This is a genomic window from Pyxidicoccus sp. M6, assembly GCF_055568925.1.
Genome location: NZ_CM145714.1, coordinates 7,327,087 through 7,340,955, shown reverse-complemented (window position 1 = coordinate 7,340,955; position 13,869 = coordinate 7,327,087). Strand labels below are relative to the sequence as shown.

Sequence of the window (13,869 nt, the reverse complement as noted above, 5' to 3'; positions counted from 1 at the left end):
GCGCAAATTCGTGACGCTCTTCTCACTGGGTAGCTGTCTGTTGATGACTGGCGCTGGAGCGCAGACGCCGCCCGCGCCGGCCCCCGCGACTCAGACGCCCGCGAATGCCTGCTACTTTCGGAACCACGGAGAGGGCCTGGAGCGCATCGGGCTCCAGGCCCCTCGTCGCTCAGGGCGCCGTTTCGGGGACGACGGGGGGCATCGCGCCCACGTACAGGTAGCCCGACTCGGCGGGGCTGTTCCAGGCTGCCACGAAGTCATCCCAGGCGTAGACCTCCTCGCGGTTCTGGTACGGGTTGTAGACGCGCACGTACGCCTGGCCGAGGGCGTTCTCGGTGACGTCGAGGACGCTCACCCAGTGGGTGATGTCGGAGGTGGAGGTCCCCACGGGCTCCAGGAAGCCGTCGCTGGCACCGTCGATGTTGACGAGGGTGATGAGCGCGCCTCCCCGGTCGAGGAGCGCGTTCACCCGCTCGGGCGTGAGCGGTTGATCCTCCGTGACTCGGACGGTGTTGTTCTTGCCCGGATTGGCGGGGTCGTAGCCGCCGTTGAGGTCCAGCATCGCCTCGCTGCCTTCATAGCCGGGCGCCTGTCCGACGATTCGCCAGCCCTGGCTGGACAGGAAGTCCTCGAGGTTCTTGGCGGTCGTCAGACGCTTGCCATCCGCGAGGATGGATGAGAACCCCTCCAGCGCGTTGAAGCTCAAGATGCCCTCGGCGACGCCGAGCCCCATGATGGACATCGCCGACAGCTGTCCACACAGATTGCCGTGGGTGTAGTCCCCGGTCTCGGGGTTGAGGATGGCGCCAGTGTTCAGGTACTGGGCAATGTCGGGCTGACCGGCCTTGTGATGGGTGAGCCACTCCCCGGTCATGCCCTGGCCCCAGGCCCCGCCATTCGTGAGGCGCACGTGAGGCTCCCTGACGGCCCTGGGCTCAGCGGGCAGCGGGGCGAAGAAGAAGGACATCTCTTCCTGGACGAGCCGGTTCCAGTGCCGCTCGGCCGTCGCGGCCTGCTGGTCGGGTGTCAGCCGCTCCCAGTCAGGTGTCAGCGCCGGAGGCGCCACGGAGGGGTCGCTGATCCACGGGGGCATCAGCTCCTCGACGTGCTGGGTCCAACGCGTCCGTATGTCCGCGATGACGCTCTCTTGAACGCTGGGCGCGAGGTGGTGCCATGCGCCTTCCATCCAGGGGGGCGGACCACCCGCCGCGAGCCAGTCGGGCTCGGGCACCGTGCCGCCACCGTCCGCGACCATCATCCGCGTCAGCTCGGGCGGCAGGTTCGCCTGTTCCAGGGCCGCCTGCCGTTCAGGGCCCGGAGGCGCGGAGAGGATGGCGTGGGCCTTCGCCCCGGACACCGTACCCGCCACGGAGTACTCCGGGTGGGCGCGCAGGTAGGTGGCTGAGTCGGTCCACTGGCGCGTGGCTGGATCGTAGAGGTTGTTGCCCTGGCGGATGACGACATGGCCTGTCTGTCCCTCCGCGCCAGGGCGCGAGTCCTTCAGGAAGACGACCTCCGAGCGCGCGCGGATGCCGGAGGGCGAGAGCGAGAGGAAGTCGGCCACGGCGTCCAGGCAGTTCACGCTGCCGTCCCGGGCATTCTCCGTGAGCAGCGAGCTGCCCTGCGTCGTGGTGCCGTCCGTCGCGAGGTCGGGACCTCGTGCCGGCTGCCCGGTGGCGGGCTTGAAGGCGTCGTTGGGCCTGGCGAGCTTCGCGGCCTGCGCGCTCAGGCGGGCCAGCTCCTCCACGAGCCGGCGCGCCGCCTCTTCCGCCGCGCGCCGAGCCGCTTCCTCCGCCGCGCGCCGAGCCGCTTCCTCCGCCGCGCGCCGAGTCGCTTCCTCCGCCGCGGAGCTCGCGACGGGCGCCGATTGCTTCGGGACCTGCATGGACATGTCTCCCCCTCTCGCCACAGTGAACTGATTCACGGTGTGCGTCGTGATGAGACACGGTCTCGGGGCGTGAAATCAACCACCCCAGGGGTCGCCAGGGGAGGCGCTGGAGGCGGGGTTGTATATGCAACATGGTTGCTGATGTTAACTCGCTGCCCTGAGCGCGCTCAAGACTCGCCGCATGACAACGGGTAACGTGAGCCTCCAACGGGCCCTGACGTCACCCGCACGCTCGAGAGGTGCCTGGGGCCGAGCCAACGCACGCATCACACGCGGAGGACCTTGCCATGGAGAGATCAGTCGTGCGCCTCGAACCGATGGGGTTCAGTCGCATAACCGGGGCGTTCGTGGCCCTCGCTCTCGCCACTTTCACCTCGCAGGCCAGCGCGGCGGGCGTGCACAAGGCCGGCGAGGTGGTGATGGAGACCGCGTCGGCGAAAACGGCCGGAGGGGAGACGGTCCGGTTCGAGATAGGCACCCTCTACGTGCCAGAGAACCGGGCCGTACCGGGCAGCCGTGTCATCGGCGTCGGGTTCGCCCGTATCCGGGCGGCGCAGCCCACCGGCGCCCCGCCAATCTTCGATCTGCCCGGCGGGCCCGGGGGCAGCAATCTCGACGCCTTCGTCGACGGAGACTCCGACGGGCAAGACAAGCTCGCGATTTTTGTAAAGCTCAGCGCCGCGGGCGACGTGGTGGTCGTCGACCAACGCGGTTATTCGAAGCGCGGAGAAGTGCTGGAATTCGCCTACCCACAGCAGCCCCTGGACAGGCCGGGTTCGCCGTCGGCGGATGCCGCGAACATGGTGAAGGCGGCCCGAGAAGCGATCTCGGCCCACCCGGACAAAGACCTCGCCGGGTACACCATCGTTCAGTGCGCCGAAGACGTGAACGATCTGCGGAGGGCTCTTGGGTACGACAAGATAACGCTCTTCGCGGAGAGCTTCGGGTCGCACTCCTGGGCACGGGCGCGCTCGAGGCCTATACCGCATCAGCGCCGGTCTGGCCGACCCCGGACGTGGGCGACGAGCTGCGGGTGCCGGTGTTGAGCTCCACCCCGGTGCTCTTCATTCATGGTGATTGGGATACGTCCACACCCGTCGAAAATACGCTGAGCATGCTGCCGTATTTTCCGAACAGCCGAACCATCCTGGTGCACCGCGGCAGGCACGGCGCCCGCTATGCCCTTCTCGATCAGCAGCCCTCCGCCCGGGCGGCCATCATCGAGTTTCTCAAGACCGGTGACACCCGCGCGATACCCGCCAACGTAACGTTGCCCGCGCCTCCCTTCAGGCGGCCGTCTTTCCCGGCGCCCGAAAAGCCTTCGGGCCCCTAGCCGCGCGGGGTCGTGCGCGGACTCGTCCAACGCGTCATCGAGGCGTCAGCGGTAGTGCGTGGCAATCCAGTCGCCGTCGATGCGCTGGATGGAGATGTCCAGGTCATACACGGCCCGCAGGACCTCCGGCCGCATGATTTCCTCGGGGCGTCCCTGGAAGGCGACCTTGCCATCTCGCATCGCGATGAGGTGGTCCGAGTAGCAGGAGGCGAAGTTCAGGTCGTGCAGCACCATGATGATGCTCTTCTCGAGCGTGTCGACCGCGGTGCGCAGCTGCTTCATCATCGCCACCGAGTGCTTCAGGTCCAGGCCATTGAGCGGCTCGTCCAGGAGGACGTAGTCCGTGTCCTGGCAGAGCACCATGGCCACGAAGGCGCGCTGGCGCTGGCCGCCGGACAGCTCGTCCAGGAAGCGCTCGGCGAGCGCGTCCAGGCCCATGTGGTGGATGGCCCGCTCCACGTGCTCGCGGTCCCGCACCGTGGGCCGTCCCTTGGAGTGCGGGTAGCGGCCGAACGTCACCAGCTCCCGCACGGTGAGCCGCGACGTCAGGTGATTGTCCTGCCGCAGGATGGCCAGCCGGCGGGCGAGCACGTCCCCCGGCGTGGTGCGGACATCCAGCCCATCCACCAGCACGGTGCCCGACGACATGGGCATCACCCGGCTGATCATCGACAGCAGCGTCGACTTGCCGGCGCCGTTCGGACCGATGATGGAGGTGATTCCCCCGACGGGCAGCCGCAGGGAGACGTCGTCGACGACGAGCGTGTCGCCATAGCGCTTGGTGACGTTCCTCGTCTCGATCATACCGGCGACTTCCTCATGAGCATCGAGATGAACACCAGCCCTCCCACGAACTCGATGATGACGCGGGGGTTGGTGTTGAAAGCGAAGACCTGCTCCAGGATGAACTGCCCGGCCACCAGGCACACCCCGGCGACGAGCGCGGCGGCGGGCAGGACGAGCGCGTGACGGTACGTGCGCACCAGCGCGTGGGCCAGGTTGGAGACCAGGAGGCCGAAGAAGGTCACAGGCCCCACGAGCGCGCTGGACACCGAGACGAGGACGGCCACCAGTACCAGGATGATGGCCGCCGTGCGCTGGTGGTCCACGCCCAGGTTGATGGACATCTCCCGGCCCAGCACCAGGACATCGAAGGTCGCGAGCATCCGGAACCCCACGATGGACACGCCCAGCGTCAGGAGGAACGAGACGAGCAGCAGCTCCTGGTCCGGGTTGTTGAAGCTCGCGAAGAACCGGTCCTGGAGGAAGATGAACTCGTTGGGGTCGATGAGGCGCTGGAGGAAGGACGCGAGGCTGCGGAAGAGCACGCCCAGCACCACGCCCGTCAGCAGCACCAGGTGCAGGCTGCGTCCTCCTCCGCTGAAGAGCCCCCAGTACAGGACGGCCGAGAAGGCCACCATGATGAGGATTTGGACGCCGAACAGCAGCCGGGGGTCCAGGCTCGCCGCCGTGCCGGAGCCCAGGAAGTAGAGCAGGCACGTCTGGATGAAGACGTAGAGGTTGTCGAACCCCAGGATGGCGGGCGTCAGCACGCGGTTGCCCGACACCGTCTGGAACAGCACCGTGGAGACGGCGATGGCGTAGCCCACCAACAGCGCCGTCGCCAGCTTCAGCCCCCGGAAGGGCAGGACGAAGTCCCACTGGCCGCTCGCGTTGAACAGCATGAACAGCAGGGCGCAGGCGAGCGCCACACCGCCGAGGAGGAACAGCGTGCGCTCGGGGCGCGGCGCCACCGCGACGCTCTCAGCCGACACGGGCGTCCCTCCTCAGGAGGAAGTAGAGGAAGAGCACGCTGCCGACGACGCCGGCGATGGTCGCCCCGGGGATTTCATAGGGGAAGCGCACCACGCGGCCGAGGATGTCACAGAGCAGCACGAAGCCCGCGCCGCCAACCGCCACCCACGGAATGGCCCGGCGCGCGTTGTCTCCCGTGAACAGGCTGACGAGGTTGGGGACCAGCAGCCCGAGGAAGGGGACCATTCCCACGGTGACCACCACCATGGCGGTGACCAGGGAGACGATGACCAGCCCGAGCGCCATGATGCGCGAGTAGTTCATGCCCAGGTTGGTGGTGAAGGACTCCCCCATGCCCGCCACGGTGAATCGGTCCGCCGCGACATAGGCGCAGCACGTCAGCGCCAGCGTCACCCAGAGCAGCTCGTAGCGCCCTCGCAGGATGTTGGAGAAGTCGCCCGTCTTCCACGCGTTGACGGACTGCAGCAGGTCCATCCGGTAGGCGAAGAAGGTGGTGATGGAGTCGAAGACGCTGCCCAGCACCAGGCCCACCAGGGGGACGATGAGCACCGAGCGCAGGGGGATGCGGCGCAGGATGAGCAGGAACAGGGCCGTGCCCGCCAGCGCGAAGACCGCCGCCACGAGCATCTTCCCGAGCACGGGCAACTGAGGCGCCAGGAGGGTGGCGGCCATGAGGCCCAGGCTCGCGGACTCCGCGGAGCCCGCGGTCGAGGGCTCCACGAAGCGGTTGCGCACGAGCATCTGCAGGATGAGCCCTGCCACGCCCAGGGACGTGCCCACCAGCATGACGGCCAGCATCCGGGGAATCCGGCTGATGACCAGGACCTGGAGGGCCTGCTCGTCGGGGCTCGGAGAGAAGAGCGAGTGCCACGACACGTTGCTGACGCCGATGAGCAGACTGCCCAGCGCCAGCAGGACGATGACGATGACGGCGGCGAGGAGGCGCATCGATGCCCGGACCGTTCAGGGGGCCCGTGCGGAATAGGCTTCCGCCACCTGGTCTCGCAGGCGGCCCACCGCCTGGATGCCACCGCCGATGAGGTAGGCGTTCAGCGGATCCAGGTAGACGACCTGTCCCGTCGTCCAGGCCGTCGTCTGGCGCACCAGCTCGTTGTCGAGCACCTGCTTCGCGCCGCCCTGCTGGCCCATGCTCGCGTCGCGGTCAATCACGAACAGCCAGTCCGGGTTCTTCTCCCGGATGAACTCCGAGCCGATGGCCTCGCCGTGCAGCGACGCGCTGAGCCCCTCGGCGGCCACGGGCACGCCGAAGTCCTCGTGGAGGACGCCGAAGCGGGAGCCGGGGCCATAGGCGCTGACGCGGCCACCCGTGACGAGCACCACGAGCCCCTTGCCACGACTGGCCGTCGTCTCCTTCAGCTTCGCGAGGGACTGGCGCAGCCCGTCCACGAGCTCGCGAGCCTTCTCCTCCTTGCCGAAGATGCTCGCCAGCATCTGCGTGTTGGCGACCACGGTGTCGATGTAGTGCGCCCCGCCCATGGGCACGTCCACCGTGGGGGCGATGCGCGCGAGGCCCGCGTACTTCGCGCTGGAGCGGCCGCCGGTGATGATGAGGTCCGGGCGCGCGGCGTGGATGGCCTCGTAGTCGGGCTCGAAGAGCGTGCCCATGCGCGGGTACTTCGCTTCGGCGAACGGCGCCAGGTGGAGGGGGAACTGGTCCCCCGCGACGCCGGACACCTCCACGCCCAGCGCCTGGAGGATGTCCAGGGCCGCCAGGTCGAAGACGATGACGCGCTGGGGGTTGAGCGGAACGACGGTCGTCCCCTGTGCGTGCTTGACGGTGACTTGCGCCTGCTTCGCGGCGGCCCCGGCCGAAGGGGCCTCCGCCACCGGTGCGGAGGGCTGCTGAAGCTTCACGGCCACGCCGATGACGGCCACCACGGCGACGACACCGAGAATCGCGAAGAGGGGGAACGGACGCTTGTCTGATGTGCTCACGGTTTCATCCAGCCAGTGCTCGCGGAACGGACGCGAGAGGTCGCTCGACAGCGTGGCCCCACATAGCAGCCCGTGCGCGGATTCGCACTATTTGATTATGCAAATCAATCGCAGGAGGGGCGCGGAGGTCCGCGTTCCAGGCAGACGCAGCCCGGGCTCATTCCCGGGAGCGCCGGCCTGAGCTCACGAATGCCTCCGCTCAGGCCCGGTGCCACCCAGGCCATCCGTGACGGTGGCGGTAACGGACGTGGTGCCCAGCGCGAACACGGTTCCGCTCTCCTGGCTGTACGTCACCGTGCGCGGCGCGCTCCCCGTGGCCGTGGCGGGTGGGTAACTGACGGTGGCGCCGGAAGCGCCGGTCACCTCGGCCACCACATCCTCCGGGCAGGTGATGCGGGCGGGCTCCGCCTCGCACACGCCGCTTCCGCAGGTTCCGTTCGGACAGGCGTTCTCGCAGCAAACGCCGTCGACGCAGAAGCCACTCGCGCAGTCCGGGCCCGCCATGCACCTGGCGCCACTCGCCAGGTCGGAGACGAGTCTCATCCTGACGCGGGCCTGGCCGGCCGCCGTGTCGTACGGGTCGTACGCGACGAGGAATCGCCCCCGCTCCCATGCGGCTACACCGGGGCCGAGCTGGAGCTGTCCGACGCGCGCGCCCCGGCCCGAGCTGCACGCGGCGACGCGATGCTCTGTTCAAGCCGCGCGCGCTCGAACTGCCCTTGCGTGCCATCTATCCGCGTGCTAGACACTGAACCACATGGTTCAGTATGCAAATGCCGGCCTCGATGCTTCGTTCGCCGCGCTCTCCGACGCCACCCGACGCGGTGTTCTGGAGCAGCTCGGGCATGCGGAGGCCTCGATCACGGACCTCGCCGAGAAGTTCAACATGACCCTCACGGGCATGAAGAAGCACGTCGGTGTCCTGGAGCGGGCCGGGCTCGTGATCACGGAGAAGGTCGGGCGCGTGCGGACCTGCAAGATCGGCCCGCGCCGACTGGAGGAAGAGATGGCATGGCTCGAGAGGTACCGCCAGCTCTGGGACGCACGCTTCGACGAGTTGGACAAGGTTGTCGAGGAATTGAAACGGAAGGAGCAGGTCGATGGACGCAAGAAGAGAGAGTGAGCCCACACCCATGAAGAACCGCACGACTGTGGAACGGAAGTCCGAGCGTGAGATCGTCGTCACGCGAACTTTCAATGGTCCGGCACGCATCGTGTTCGAGGCGTGGACAAAGCCCGAGCTGTTCAAGAAGTGGTGGGTGCCGAAGTCGATGGGAATGACCCTGGTTTCCTGCGAGATGGATGTTCGTACCGGGGGCAAGTACCGTCTGGTGTTCGGCCAAGGGATGGCGTTCTTCGGTAGGTACACCGAAGTGACACCGCACTCGCGCCTCGTCTGGACCAATGAGGAAGGTGGTGACAATGGGTCCGTCACCACGGTGACCTTCGAGGAAAAAGGGGGCAAGACGCTGCTGGTCGTGAGCGAGCTCTACCCCTCGAAGGAAGCTCTCGACGCTGCCGGCACCGGGGCGGCGGATGCGCTGGTCGAGACGTTCCAGCAACTGGACGAGCTTCTCGTCACCCTGGGCGCGAGCGTAGGACGGGCATGAAGTCCTCGTTCCCGCGGTCGGCCCTGCTTCATGGGCGGCGCCGTGCTGGACCTGCCCTTCAGCGAGCTTCGCTCCATCCGGTTCGCCCCGTCGAAGAGCTCCATGGATGTCGTCTGGCTCCCCGCGCTGTTCGAGACACGCGATGGCCGCAAGCACGAAACCCGGGTCCCCTCGTTGTACCCAGGCACGGGACTGCATGGCAGCGCCCCCGTCCGCAAGGGCGAGATGACTGTGTGGCACCACAACCCCCACGGGTACGCCGTGGCGTTCGGCCAGCGAGACTTCAAGCTGACGCATGAAGAGGGCGGCATGGGAATGGTGGGGCTCCTCCAGGTGGCCCGGCTCGACTTCGACGTCGCGGACAGGCCCGTGAGCGAGACGCCGCAGCGATTGTCGGGAGCGTCCTGGACGGCTTTGTAGGTGGCGTCGAGAGCGTCGAGCGCTGCCTGGAAATCACACATCTTGGCCCGGCTCTCGGCCAGATAGTAGGGCTCGGCGCCTGCATTCGTGGCCGTCAGCAGGACGACGGCGAGAAAGAGCCAGGCTGGAGCAGCCACCATCCACATCATGGAGTCTCGCAATGGATTGCGCATGTACCCTCCGGTCGAGGCCCATCGAATCACGGGCGGCAAAGGCTTTGCAGAGTAGCGCACGGCCATACCCTCCGTCGCTGCAGGGCGAACGCCGCGCGCAGGAAGAGGGTGAGGACGTCCGAGAGGAGCCCCACGTCCTTGAGCAGCACCCACCGCACCCGATGCGGAAAGGACAGCGTCCACTGCCGGTAGGGCACATGCGGCAGCGCCTGCTCCACCCGGTGCACTGCCGTCACATGCGCTCGCTTCGCGTTGCAGGACCGCGCACGGTGGCAGCATCATTCCCACTCAAAGGCTTTCACCCAGCGAGCCCACTTACCAACCACACGCTTCGAAAGCCGAAGCGAGATCAACACAATGAGCGGAACTTCGGAGAGATGACGGTCGGCACGGCGCGATGATGCGTTGGATTCCCTCCATCGCATCATCATGTCCGCTGATAGGTGTCCCCCGTCGTGTAAAGGTTCACGAGGCCGGGCGCGCAGGAATGCCACGTGAAATCCCGGCGTGGGAGATCCGCGCGTGGCGCCAGCGCTCGCGCGAGCCGATGGCGGGAGATGCTGCATGGACACGGAGACGATGAAGCTGCGCGTGGCGAGGCCGACACGGAGCCTGGCGCAAGTGGTGCGCTTCTACCAGGAAGGGCTGGGCTTCGAGGTCCTCGGAGGCTTCGAGGACCACGCGGGCTTCGACGGCGTGATGCTCGGACATCAGGGCGCGCCATACCACCTGGAGTTCACGGTGGAGCGCGGACACTCCGCGCCGAGTGCGCCCTCGGAGGAGAACCTGCTCATCTTCTACATCCCGGAGCGCGCCGCGTGGGAAGCCCGGGTGCGCCGCATGCAGACCGCGGGCTTCTCTTCCGTGCGCTCGCGCAACCCGTACTGGGACGTCCACGGGAGGACCTTCGAGGATCCGGACGGCTACCGCGTGGTGCTCTACCAGCGAGCTTGGGCGCTTTGACGTGCCGGATTCACACTTGATACCGGAGCCGCCGCATGGCTCCACGACGGACAGCAGGTCCTCCTGGCGCTGCTCCGCTCATGGGGCGAACGGAGGCCTGTTGGCTGTCTGACTTGCAGGGCTCTGACGCAGCTGTCTATGGACCGCCGTCTCGGTCCGCAGGGCCCGAGGTGGCAGGACGTGGCGGAGCCCCGACGGGGACGTAGCACGCGCCCCTGTATTCAAAATAGCCGGCCTCGGAATCACAGTCCTTCTGGTCCACGGACACCTTGAGCCAACAGCCGCCGTTGATTGCCACCTGCGCCTTGCCGGGACAGCGGCCTCTGCCGTCTGGGCGCCGCTGCCATGGGAAGGGTTTCGATGGCGGCTCTTCCGCGATGGGTGACCACACGGAGGGGGCTTGCTCGGGCGCCACCCGCGCTGTCAGCGTGGTGTCTCCGACGGCCACGGTGCCGCCGTCCTTTGCCTCCTCTGACTCTTCTTGCTCCGCGAGTTGGAGCGTCGCGGGCTCGTCGGAGGAACTCACGCTCATGAGCCCCGCGGCGCTCAGCGCCAGTGCACCTCCGAGTCCCGCAGCCGCGAACCAGGGCCACCTGCGCGAGCGAGGAGGGCGCTGCACCGTGACGTGCTGGGGAAGCGGAAAGAGGCCCACGGGGTGCGGCTCTTCTCCCGTGAAGAGCGGCACATCCGCCTCGCGTCCCGCGCTGCGCGCAGCCTGCTCCAGCGCTTCAGCCAGCTGTCTCGCGCTGCCTCGTGCTTCGGGGACCGGTGAGAGCATGCGGGACACCAGCACGCTCAACTCCGGAATGCAGCGGCGGTTGCAGACTCGCGCCGTCCAGTGCGCGAGCCCCTCGGGACGCCAGAGCCAGACATCCTCATCTTCCGGGTTGGGCACCGGTGGGTACTTCCCGGTGATGAGCCGAAAGGCGGTGACACCCAATGCGAAGAGGTCATCTGCGGGCCTTGGTGAATACGGGACAGCGGGGATCTTGCCGGAGCGTGGGACGTAGAGCCACGCCTCGGGAGAGCGGTAGGCGAGGGTGCCGGGAGGAAAGGCCTGCCAGGTGAGCGTGGCGGCGCCCAGGAAGTGCCCGGAGCCGAAGTCCATGAGGAAGGGCTGAGCGTCCGCGCGCCGGACGAAGACGTTGTCCCCCTTCACATCGCGGTGGAGGCCTCCGGCCGAATGGGTGGCGTCCAGGGCTCGTGCGAGCCGGGCCAGAAGCTGAAGCACCTGCCGGGAAGAGGGGCGTTGAGCCTGGGCCCACTCGTAGAGAGGCTGGCCCTCCACCCACTCCATGACGAGCCAGGGGTAGGACAGCCCCTCCCTGGGTTGCCATTGGCCGTGGTCCCGCAGGCGTGGGACGGCGGGGTGGCGGATGCGGGAGAGCAACTCGGCCTCACGTGCGAAGCGCGCATCCCCCAGGTGAAGGGCCAGCTTGAGGGCAACGGCGACGGCGTCCGGCTGCTCGGCGGGGACGGCGCGGAAGACGATGCCGTAGGCGCCCCGGCCGCGCAGCTCCAGCAGACGCCACGGGCCGATGTGCATCCCTGGGAGCAGGCTTGCCGGATTGAAGACGTCAGGCTCCATGAGGTCCCTCGTGAGGCGGTGCGCATCGCGCCGCACGAGGAGGCTACTCGGGAGGTAGTTGGACTCCAACGTTATCCAGCAGGTGGACGGCAGGCCTCCGCACCGGACTGGCGCCCATACCCTCCAACCCATCGGAGCGAGGCGGGCGAGCCTTTGAGCCTCGTCCATCGTGCCATCGCCCCGATGCATGTCCGCGTGATGCCGACGCCAAGCCCGGCCCCAGTCAGATGCATGGCACGTGAACAGCAGTACGCCAGCGAGGTCTACCAGCAGGCGATTGATGCTCAGTACAGCGTCGCCTTCACCCGGCCGGGCAGCTCGCGGTCGTACTCGCCGCCGTCGAAGTCATCCGGGCTCAGCGCCTCGAGGATGGAGCCGGGGCTTGGGAACTCGGCGCGGGTGACGTGCTGGGCCGGGTCCCAAAGCCTGGAGCGGACCAACGCGCGGCTGCATTGGAAGTAGACCGTCTCCACGGTGATGCGCAGCACGGAGCGCGGCGCCTTCCCATCGAAGGTGAAGCGCTCCAGCATGGACGGTTCGATGACGATGCTCGCCCGGCCGTTGACACGCAGGGTTTCGCTCACGCCCGGGACGAAGAACAGCAGCGCGACGCGCGGATCCGCCAGGATGTTCCGCAGCGAGTCCATGCGGTTGTTGCCTCGGCGGTCGGGCAGCAGCAGCGTGCGCGTGTCCTCGATGACCACGAACCCGGCGGGGTCTCCTCGCGGCGAGGCATCCAGCCCTCCAGGGCCGGACGTGGCGAGGACCATGAACGGCGATCGCTCGATGAAGGGCCGGTATGCAGGGTGGAGGTGGTCCACCTCCTTGAGCACGGACGACGTCCCGGGGACCCCGTACAGGCGTTCGAGCGTCTCCACATCGTTCACGGTCTTCATCCAGGGGCGCCTCCTGGGGCCTTTTAGGCTTTTAAAACGGCCATGTCACACGCGGCACCGGCTGTGTCGTCCTGGGGATGGATGGGCACTTCGCCCCCAGAACGAGGACCTACACATGAAACCCCGGATGAATGCCTTCGCGGTCGCGCCGGACGCTCTCAATCTCATGGTGGATTTCAGCAAGAAGGTAGAGGCCCTGGGGTTGGAGCCGAGCCTCCGCGAGCTCGTCAAGATCCGCTCGTCCCAGCTCAATGGCTGCGCCTTCCGCATCCACATGCACACCCGCGACGCCCGCGCACATGGGGAGACCCTCGTCGCCATCTACGCCATGCGCAACCCCGACAAGCTGAAGGGCATCCGGCGCGCGGTGGTGGGCGAGTCGTCGTAGCAAGGACTCCCCGCGGCGAGGTTTTCCGCATCGACGACGTGCGGGGGCGGTGACACGATGTCCGGGGTGCCTTGGCTCGTGCTCAGCGCGGCTCGGACATTCCCCTGGAAAGGTCGTGGGATATGTCAGCGCAGTATGACCAGCTTGGAGAGAAGGTCGCGGACTGGGATGTGTTGCCGGTGCGCTCGGAGTACCTCGAAGGACATACCTTCTTCAAGGCGCTCGGCTCCGTGAATGGACGAACCGTCCTGGACCTGGCGTGTGGCGATGGGCTGTACACGCGGCAGTTCAAGGTGAGAGGCGCCAGCCGGGTGGTGGGCGTGGACATCTCGGAGGAGATGATTCGCAGCGCCCGGCGATACGAAGAAGAACAGCCGCTGGGCATCGAGTACCACGTGTCTGACGTGGCCGACATGGCGCCGCTGGGCACCTTCGATTGCGTGACGGCCGTCTATCTATTGCACTACGCCCAATCACCCGAGCACCTGTTGCGGATGTGCCGAAACATCCATGCCCACCTGAAGCCTGGGGGCAGCTTCGTCACCTATGCCTTCAACCCCGAGTTCAGCGCGAGGGGGCCCAACAGCACCCGATATGGAATCACGATGTTGGACTTTCCCGAGTCCCCTCGGGATGGCCAGGCCATCTCCGCGGAGCTGCACACGAAGAGTCCCTTCACCATCCACTTCTCCTACTGGAGCCAGGGCACGCACGAGCGGGCGCTCCGCGAGGCGGGATTCCATACCCTCACCTGGATGCGGCCGGAGTGCTCCCCCGAGGGAGTGGTCAGGGCCGGACGGGAGTTCTGGCAGGACTACCTCGACAACCCCCACGCCGTCGCGCTGCGCTGTGAGCGGTGAGCCTGGCCGCAGACGTAA

Annotated in this window: 17 protein-coding genes; 8 read left to right on the top strand and 9 right to left on the bottom strand. The window is 67.4% G+C overall.

Annotated elements, in window-relative coordinates; translation table 11 throughout:
* Positions 1 to 169 precede the first annotated feature (169 nt).
* The gene (locus tag ACVTJA_RS28845) at positions 170 to 1,891 is read right to left on the bottom strand and encodes a hypothetical protein (RefSeq protein WP_465824409.1); all 1,722 of its coding nucleotides are present in this window, start codon (positions 1,889 to 1,891) and stop codon (positions 170 to 172) included.
* 284 nt (positions 1,892 to 2,175) lie between these two features.
* Here ACVTJA_RS28845 and ACVTJA_RS28840 point away from each other — a divergent pair, with 284 nt between their 5' ends.
* Both ACVTJA_RS28840 and ACVTJA_RS28835 read left to right on the top strand, forming a co-directional pair.
* Complete coding sequence (locus ACVTJA_RS28840; protein ID WP_465824407.1) at positions 2,176 to 2,934, top strand: hypothetical protein; 759 nt, start codon at positions 2,176 to 2,178, stop codon at positions 2,932 to 2,934.
* Positions 2,904 to 3,221, top strand: a complete 318-nt coding sequence (locus ACVTJA_RS28835; protein ID WP_465824404.1) for an alpha/beta hydrolase — start codon at positions 2,904 to 2,906, stop codon at positions 3,219 to 3,221. Before ACVTJA_RS28840 ends, ACVTJA_RS28835 begins: the two co-directional genes overlap by 31 nt.
* A 45-nt stretch (positions 3,222 to 3,266) precedes the next feature.
* Here ACVTJA_RS28835 and ACVTJA_RS28830 read toward each other — a convergent pair whose 3' ends face one another.
* The 5 genes from ACVTJA_RS28830 to ACVTJA_RS28810 all read right to left on the bottom strand — a co-directional run bounded on the left by ACVTJA_RS28830 (position 3,267) and on the right by ACVTJA_RS28810 (position 7,325).
* The gene (locus ACVTJA_RS28830; RefSeq protein ID WP_465824402.1) at positions 3,267 to 4,025 is read right to left on the bottom strand and encodes an iron ABC transporter ATP-binding protein; all 759 of its coding nucleotides are present in this window, start codon (positions 4,023 to 4,025) and stop codon (positions 3,267 to 3,269) included.
* A complete protein-coding gene (locus ACVTJA_RS28825) occupies positions 4,022 to 4,996 on the bottom strand; it encodes an iron chelate uptake ABC transporter family permease subunit (protein WP_465824400.1) in 975 nt (324 codons plus the stop codon). The genes ACVTJA_RS28830 and ACVTJA_RS28825 overlap by 4 nt, the downstream gene beginning before the upstream one ends.
* Positions 4,986 to 5,945 carry an ABC transporter permease gene (locus ACVTJA_RS28820; RefSeq protein ID WP_465824399.1) on the bottom strand — a complete coding sequence of 320 codons (960 nt, stop codon included), beginning with the start codon at positions 5,943 to 5,945 and terminating at the stop codon, positions 4,986 to 4,988. The genes ACVTJA_RS28825 and ACVTJA_RS28820 overlap by 11 nt, the downstream gene beginning before the upstream one ends.
* Positions 5,946 to 5,960: 15 nt before the next feature.
* A complete protein-coding gene (locus ACVTJA_RS28815) occupies positions 5,961 to 6,953 on the bottom strand; it encodes a siderophore ABC transporter substrate-binding protein (RefSeq protein WP_465824397.1) in 993 nt (330 codons plus the stop codon).
* A 183-nt stretch (positions 6,954 to 7,136) separates the two neighbouring features.
* Positions 7,137 to 7,325, bottom strand: coding sequence for a hypothetical protein (locus tag ACVTJA_RS28810; RefSeq protein WP_465824396.1), 189 nt, complete (start codon positions 7,323 to 7,325; stop codon positions 7,137 to 7,139).
* Positions 7,326 to 7,710: 385 nt separating this feature from the next.
* Here ACVTJA_RS28810 and ACVTJA_RS28805 point away from each other — a divergent pair, with 385 nt between their 5' ends.
* From ACVTJA_RS28805 to ACVTJA_RS28795, 3 genes are read left to right on the top strand one after another with little or no spacing between them, the layout of a single operon-like run.
* Complete coding sequence (locus ACVTJA_RS28805) at positions 7,711 to 8,076, top strand: ArsR/SmtB family transcription factor (protein ID WP_465824393.1); 366 nt, start codon at positions 7,711 to 7,713, stop codon at positions 8,074 to 8,076.
* Positions 8,077 to 8,086: 10 nt separating this feature from the next.
* Complete coding sequence (locus tag ACVTJA_RS28800) at positions 8,087 to 8,563, top strand: SRPBCC domain-containing protein (protein ID WP_465824389.1); 477 nt, start codon at positions 8,087 to 8,089, stop codon at positions 8,561 to 8,563.
* 30 nt (positions 8,564 to 8,593) lie between these two features.
* Complete coding sequence (locus tag ACVTJA_RS28795) at positions 8,594 to 8,983, top strand: type VI secretion system accessory protein TagJ (RefSeq protein ID WP_465824386.1); 390 nt, start codon at positions 8,594 to 8,596, stop codon at positions 8,981 to 8,983.
* A gap of 199 nt (positions 8,984 to 9,182) precedes the next feature.
* On the opposite strand, the gene ACVTJA_RS28790 is transcribed toward ACVTJA_RS28795, so the two are convergent.
* Entirely contained in the window at positions 9,183 to 9,392 is a 210-nt protein-coding gene (locus tag ACVTJA_RS28790) for a hypothetical protein (RefSeq protein ID WP_465824384.1), read from the bottom strand.
* A gap of 328 nt (positions 9,393 to 9,720) precedes the next feature.
* Here ACVTJA_RS28790 and ACVTJA_RS28785 point away from each other — a divergent pair, with 328 nt between their 5' ends.
* Positions 9,721 to 10,119: a VOC family protein gene (locus ACVTJA_RS28785; protein ID WP_465824383.1), complete on the top strand. Its 399-nt coding sequence runs from the start codon at positions 9,721 to 9,723 to the stop codon at positions 10,117 to 10,119.
* A gap of 136 nt (positions 10,120 to 10,255) precedes the next feature.
* Here the strand turns inward: ACVTJA_RS28785 and ACVTJA_RS28780 are convergent, their stop codons facing one another.
* Together ACVTJA_RS28780 and ACVTJA_RS28775 are read right to left on the bottom strand one after the other, a co-directional pair.
* A complete protein-coding gene (locus ACVTJA_RS28780; protein WP_465824382.1) occupies positions 10,256 to 11,707 on the bottom strand; it encodes a serine/threonine protein kinase in 1,452 nt (483 codons plus the stop codon).
* A gap of 284 nt (positions 11,708 to 11,991) precedes the next feature.
* The gene (locus ACVTJA_RS28775) at positions 11,992 to 12,603 is read right to left on the bottom strand and encodes a pyridoxamine 5'-phosphate oxidase family protein (RefSeq protein ID WP_465824380.1); all 612 of its coding nucleotides are present in this window, start codon (positions 12,601 to 12,603) and stop codon (positions 11,992 to 11,994) included.
* Between the two features lie 115 nt (positions 12,604 to 12,718).
* On the opposite strand from ACVTJA_RS28775, the gene ACVTJA_RS28770 reads away from it, so the two are divergent.
* Entirely contained in the window at positions 12,719 to 12,991 is a 273-nt protein-coding gene (locus ACVTJA_RS28770) for a carboxymuconolactone decarboxylase family protein (RefSeq protein ID WP_465824379.1), read from the top strand.
* Between the two features lie 122 nt (positions 12,992 to 13,113).
* On the top strand, positions 13,114 to 13,851 hold the full coding sequence (locus ACVTJA_RS28765) for a class I SAM-dependent methyltransferase (protein ID WP_465824378.1): 738 nt from the start codon (positions 13,114 to 13,116) through the stop codon (positions 13,849 to 13,851).
* Positions 13,852 to 13,869: the final 18 nt, after the last annotated feature.

Coding starts and splice junctions, on each gene's coding strand:
- ACVTJA_RS28770 (WP_465824379.1), top strand. CDS start 12,719: ATGAAACCCCGGATGAATGCCTTCGCGGTCGCGCCGGACGCTCTCAAT.
- ACVTJA_RS28765 (WP_465824378.1), top strand. CDS start 13,114: ATGTCAGCGCAGTATGACCAGCTTGGAGAGAAGGTCGCGGACTGGGAT.
- ACVTJA_RS28775 (WP_465824380.1), bottom strand. CDS start 12,603: ATGAAGACCGTGAACGATGTGGAGACGCTCGAACGCCTGTACGGGGTC.
- ACVTJA_RS28820 (WP_465824399.1), bottom strand. CDS start 5,945: ATGCGCCTCCTCGCCGCCGTCATCGTCATCGTCCTGCTGGCGCTGGGC.
- ACVTJA_RS28840 (WP_465824407.1), top strand. CDS start 2,176: ATGGAGAGATCAGTCGTGCGCCTCGAACCGATGGGGTTCAGTCGCATA.
- ACVTJA_RS28780 (WP_465824382.1), bottom strand. CDS start 11,707: ATGGAGCCTGACGTCTTCAATCCGGCAAGCCTGCTCCCAGGGATGCAC.
- ACVTJA_RS28785 (WP_465824383.1), top strand. CDS start 9,721: ATGGACACGGAGACGATGAAGCTGCGCGTGGCGAGGCCGACACGGAGC.
- ACVTJA_RS28800 (WP_465824389.1), top strand. CDS start 8,087: ATGAAGAACCGCACGACTGTGGAACGGAAGTCCGAGCGTGAGATCGTC.
- ACVTJA_RS28845 (WP_465824409.1), bottom strand. CDS start 1,891: ATGTCCATGCAGGTCCCGAAGCAATCGGCGCCCGTCGCGAGCTCCGCG.
- ACVTJA_RS28830 (WP_465824402.1), bottom strand. CDS start 4,025: ATGATCGAGACGAGGAACGTCACCAAGCGCTATGGCGACACGCTCGTC.
- ACVTJA_RS28795 (WP_465824386.1), top strand. CDS start 8,594: ATGGGCGGCGCCGTGCTGGACCTGCCCTTCAGCGAGCTTCGCTCCATC.
- ACVTJA_RS28805 (WP_465824393.1), top strand. CDS start 7,711: ATGGTTCAGTATGCAAATGCCGGCCTCGATGCTTCGTTCGCCGCGCTC.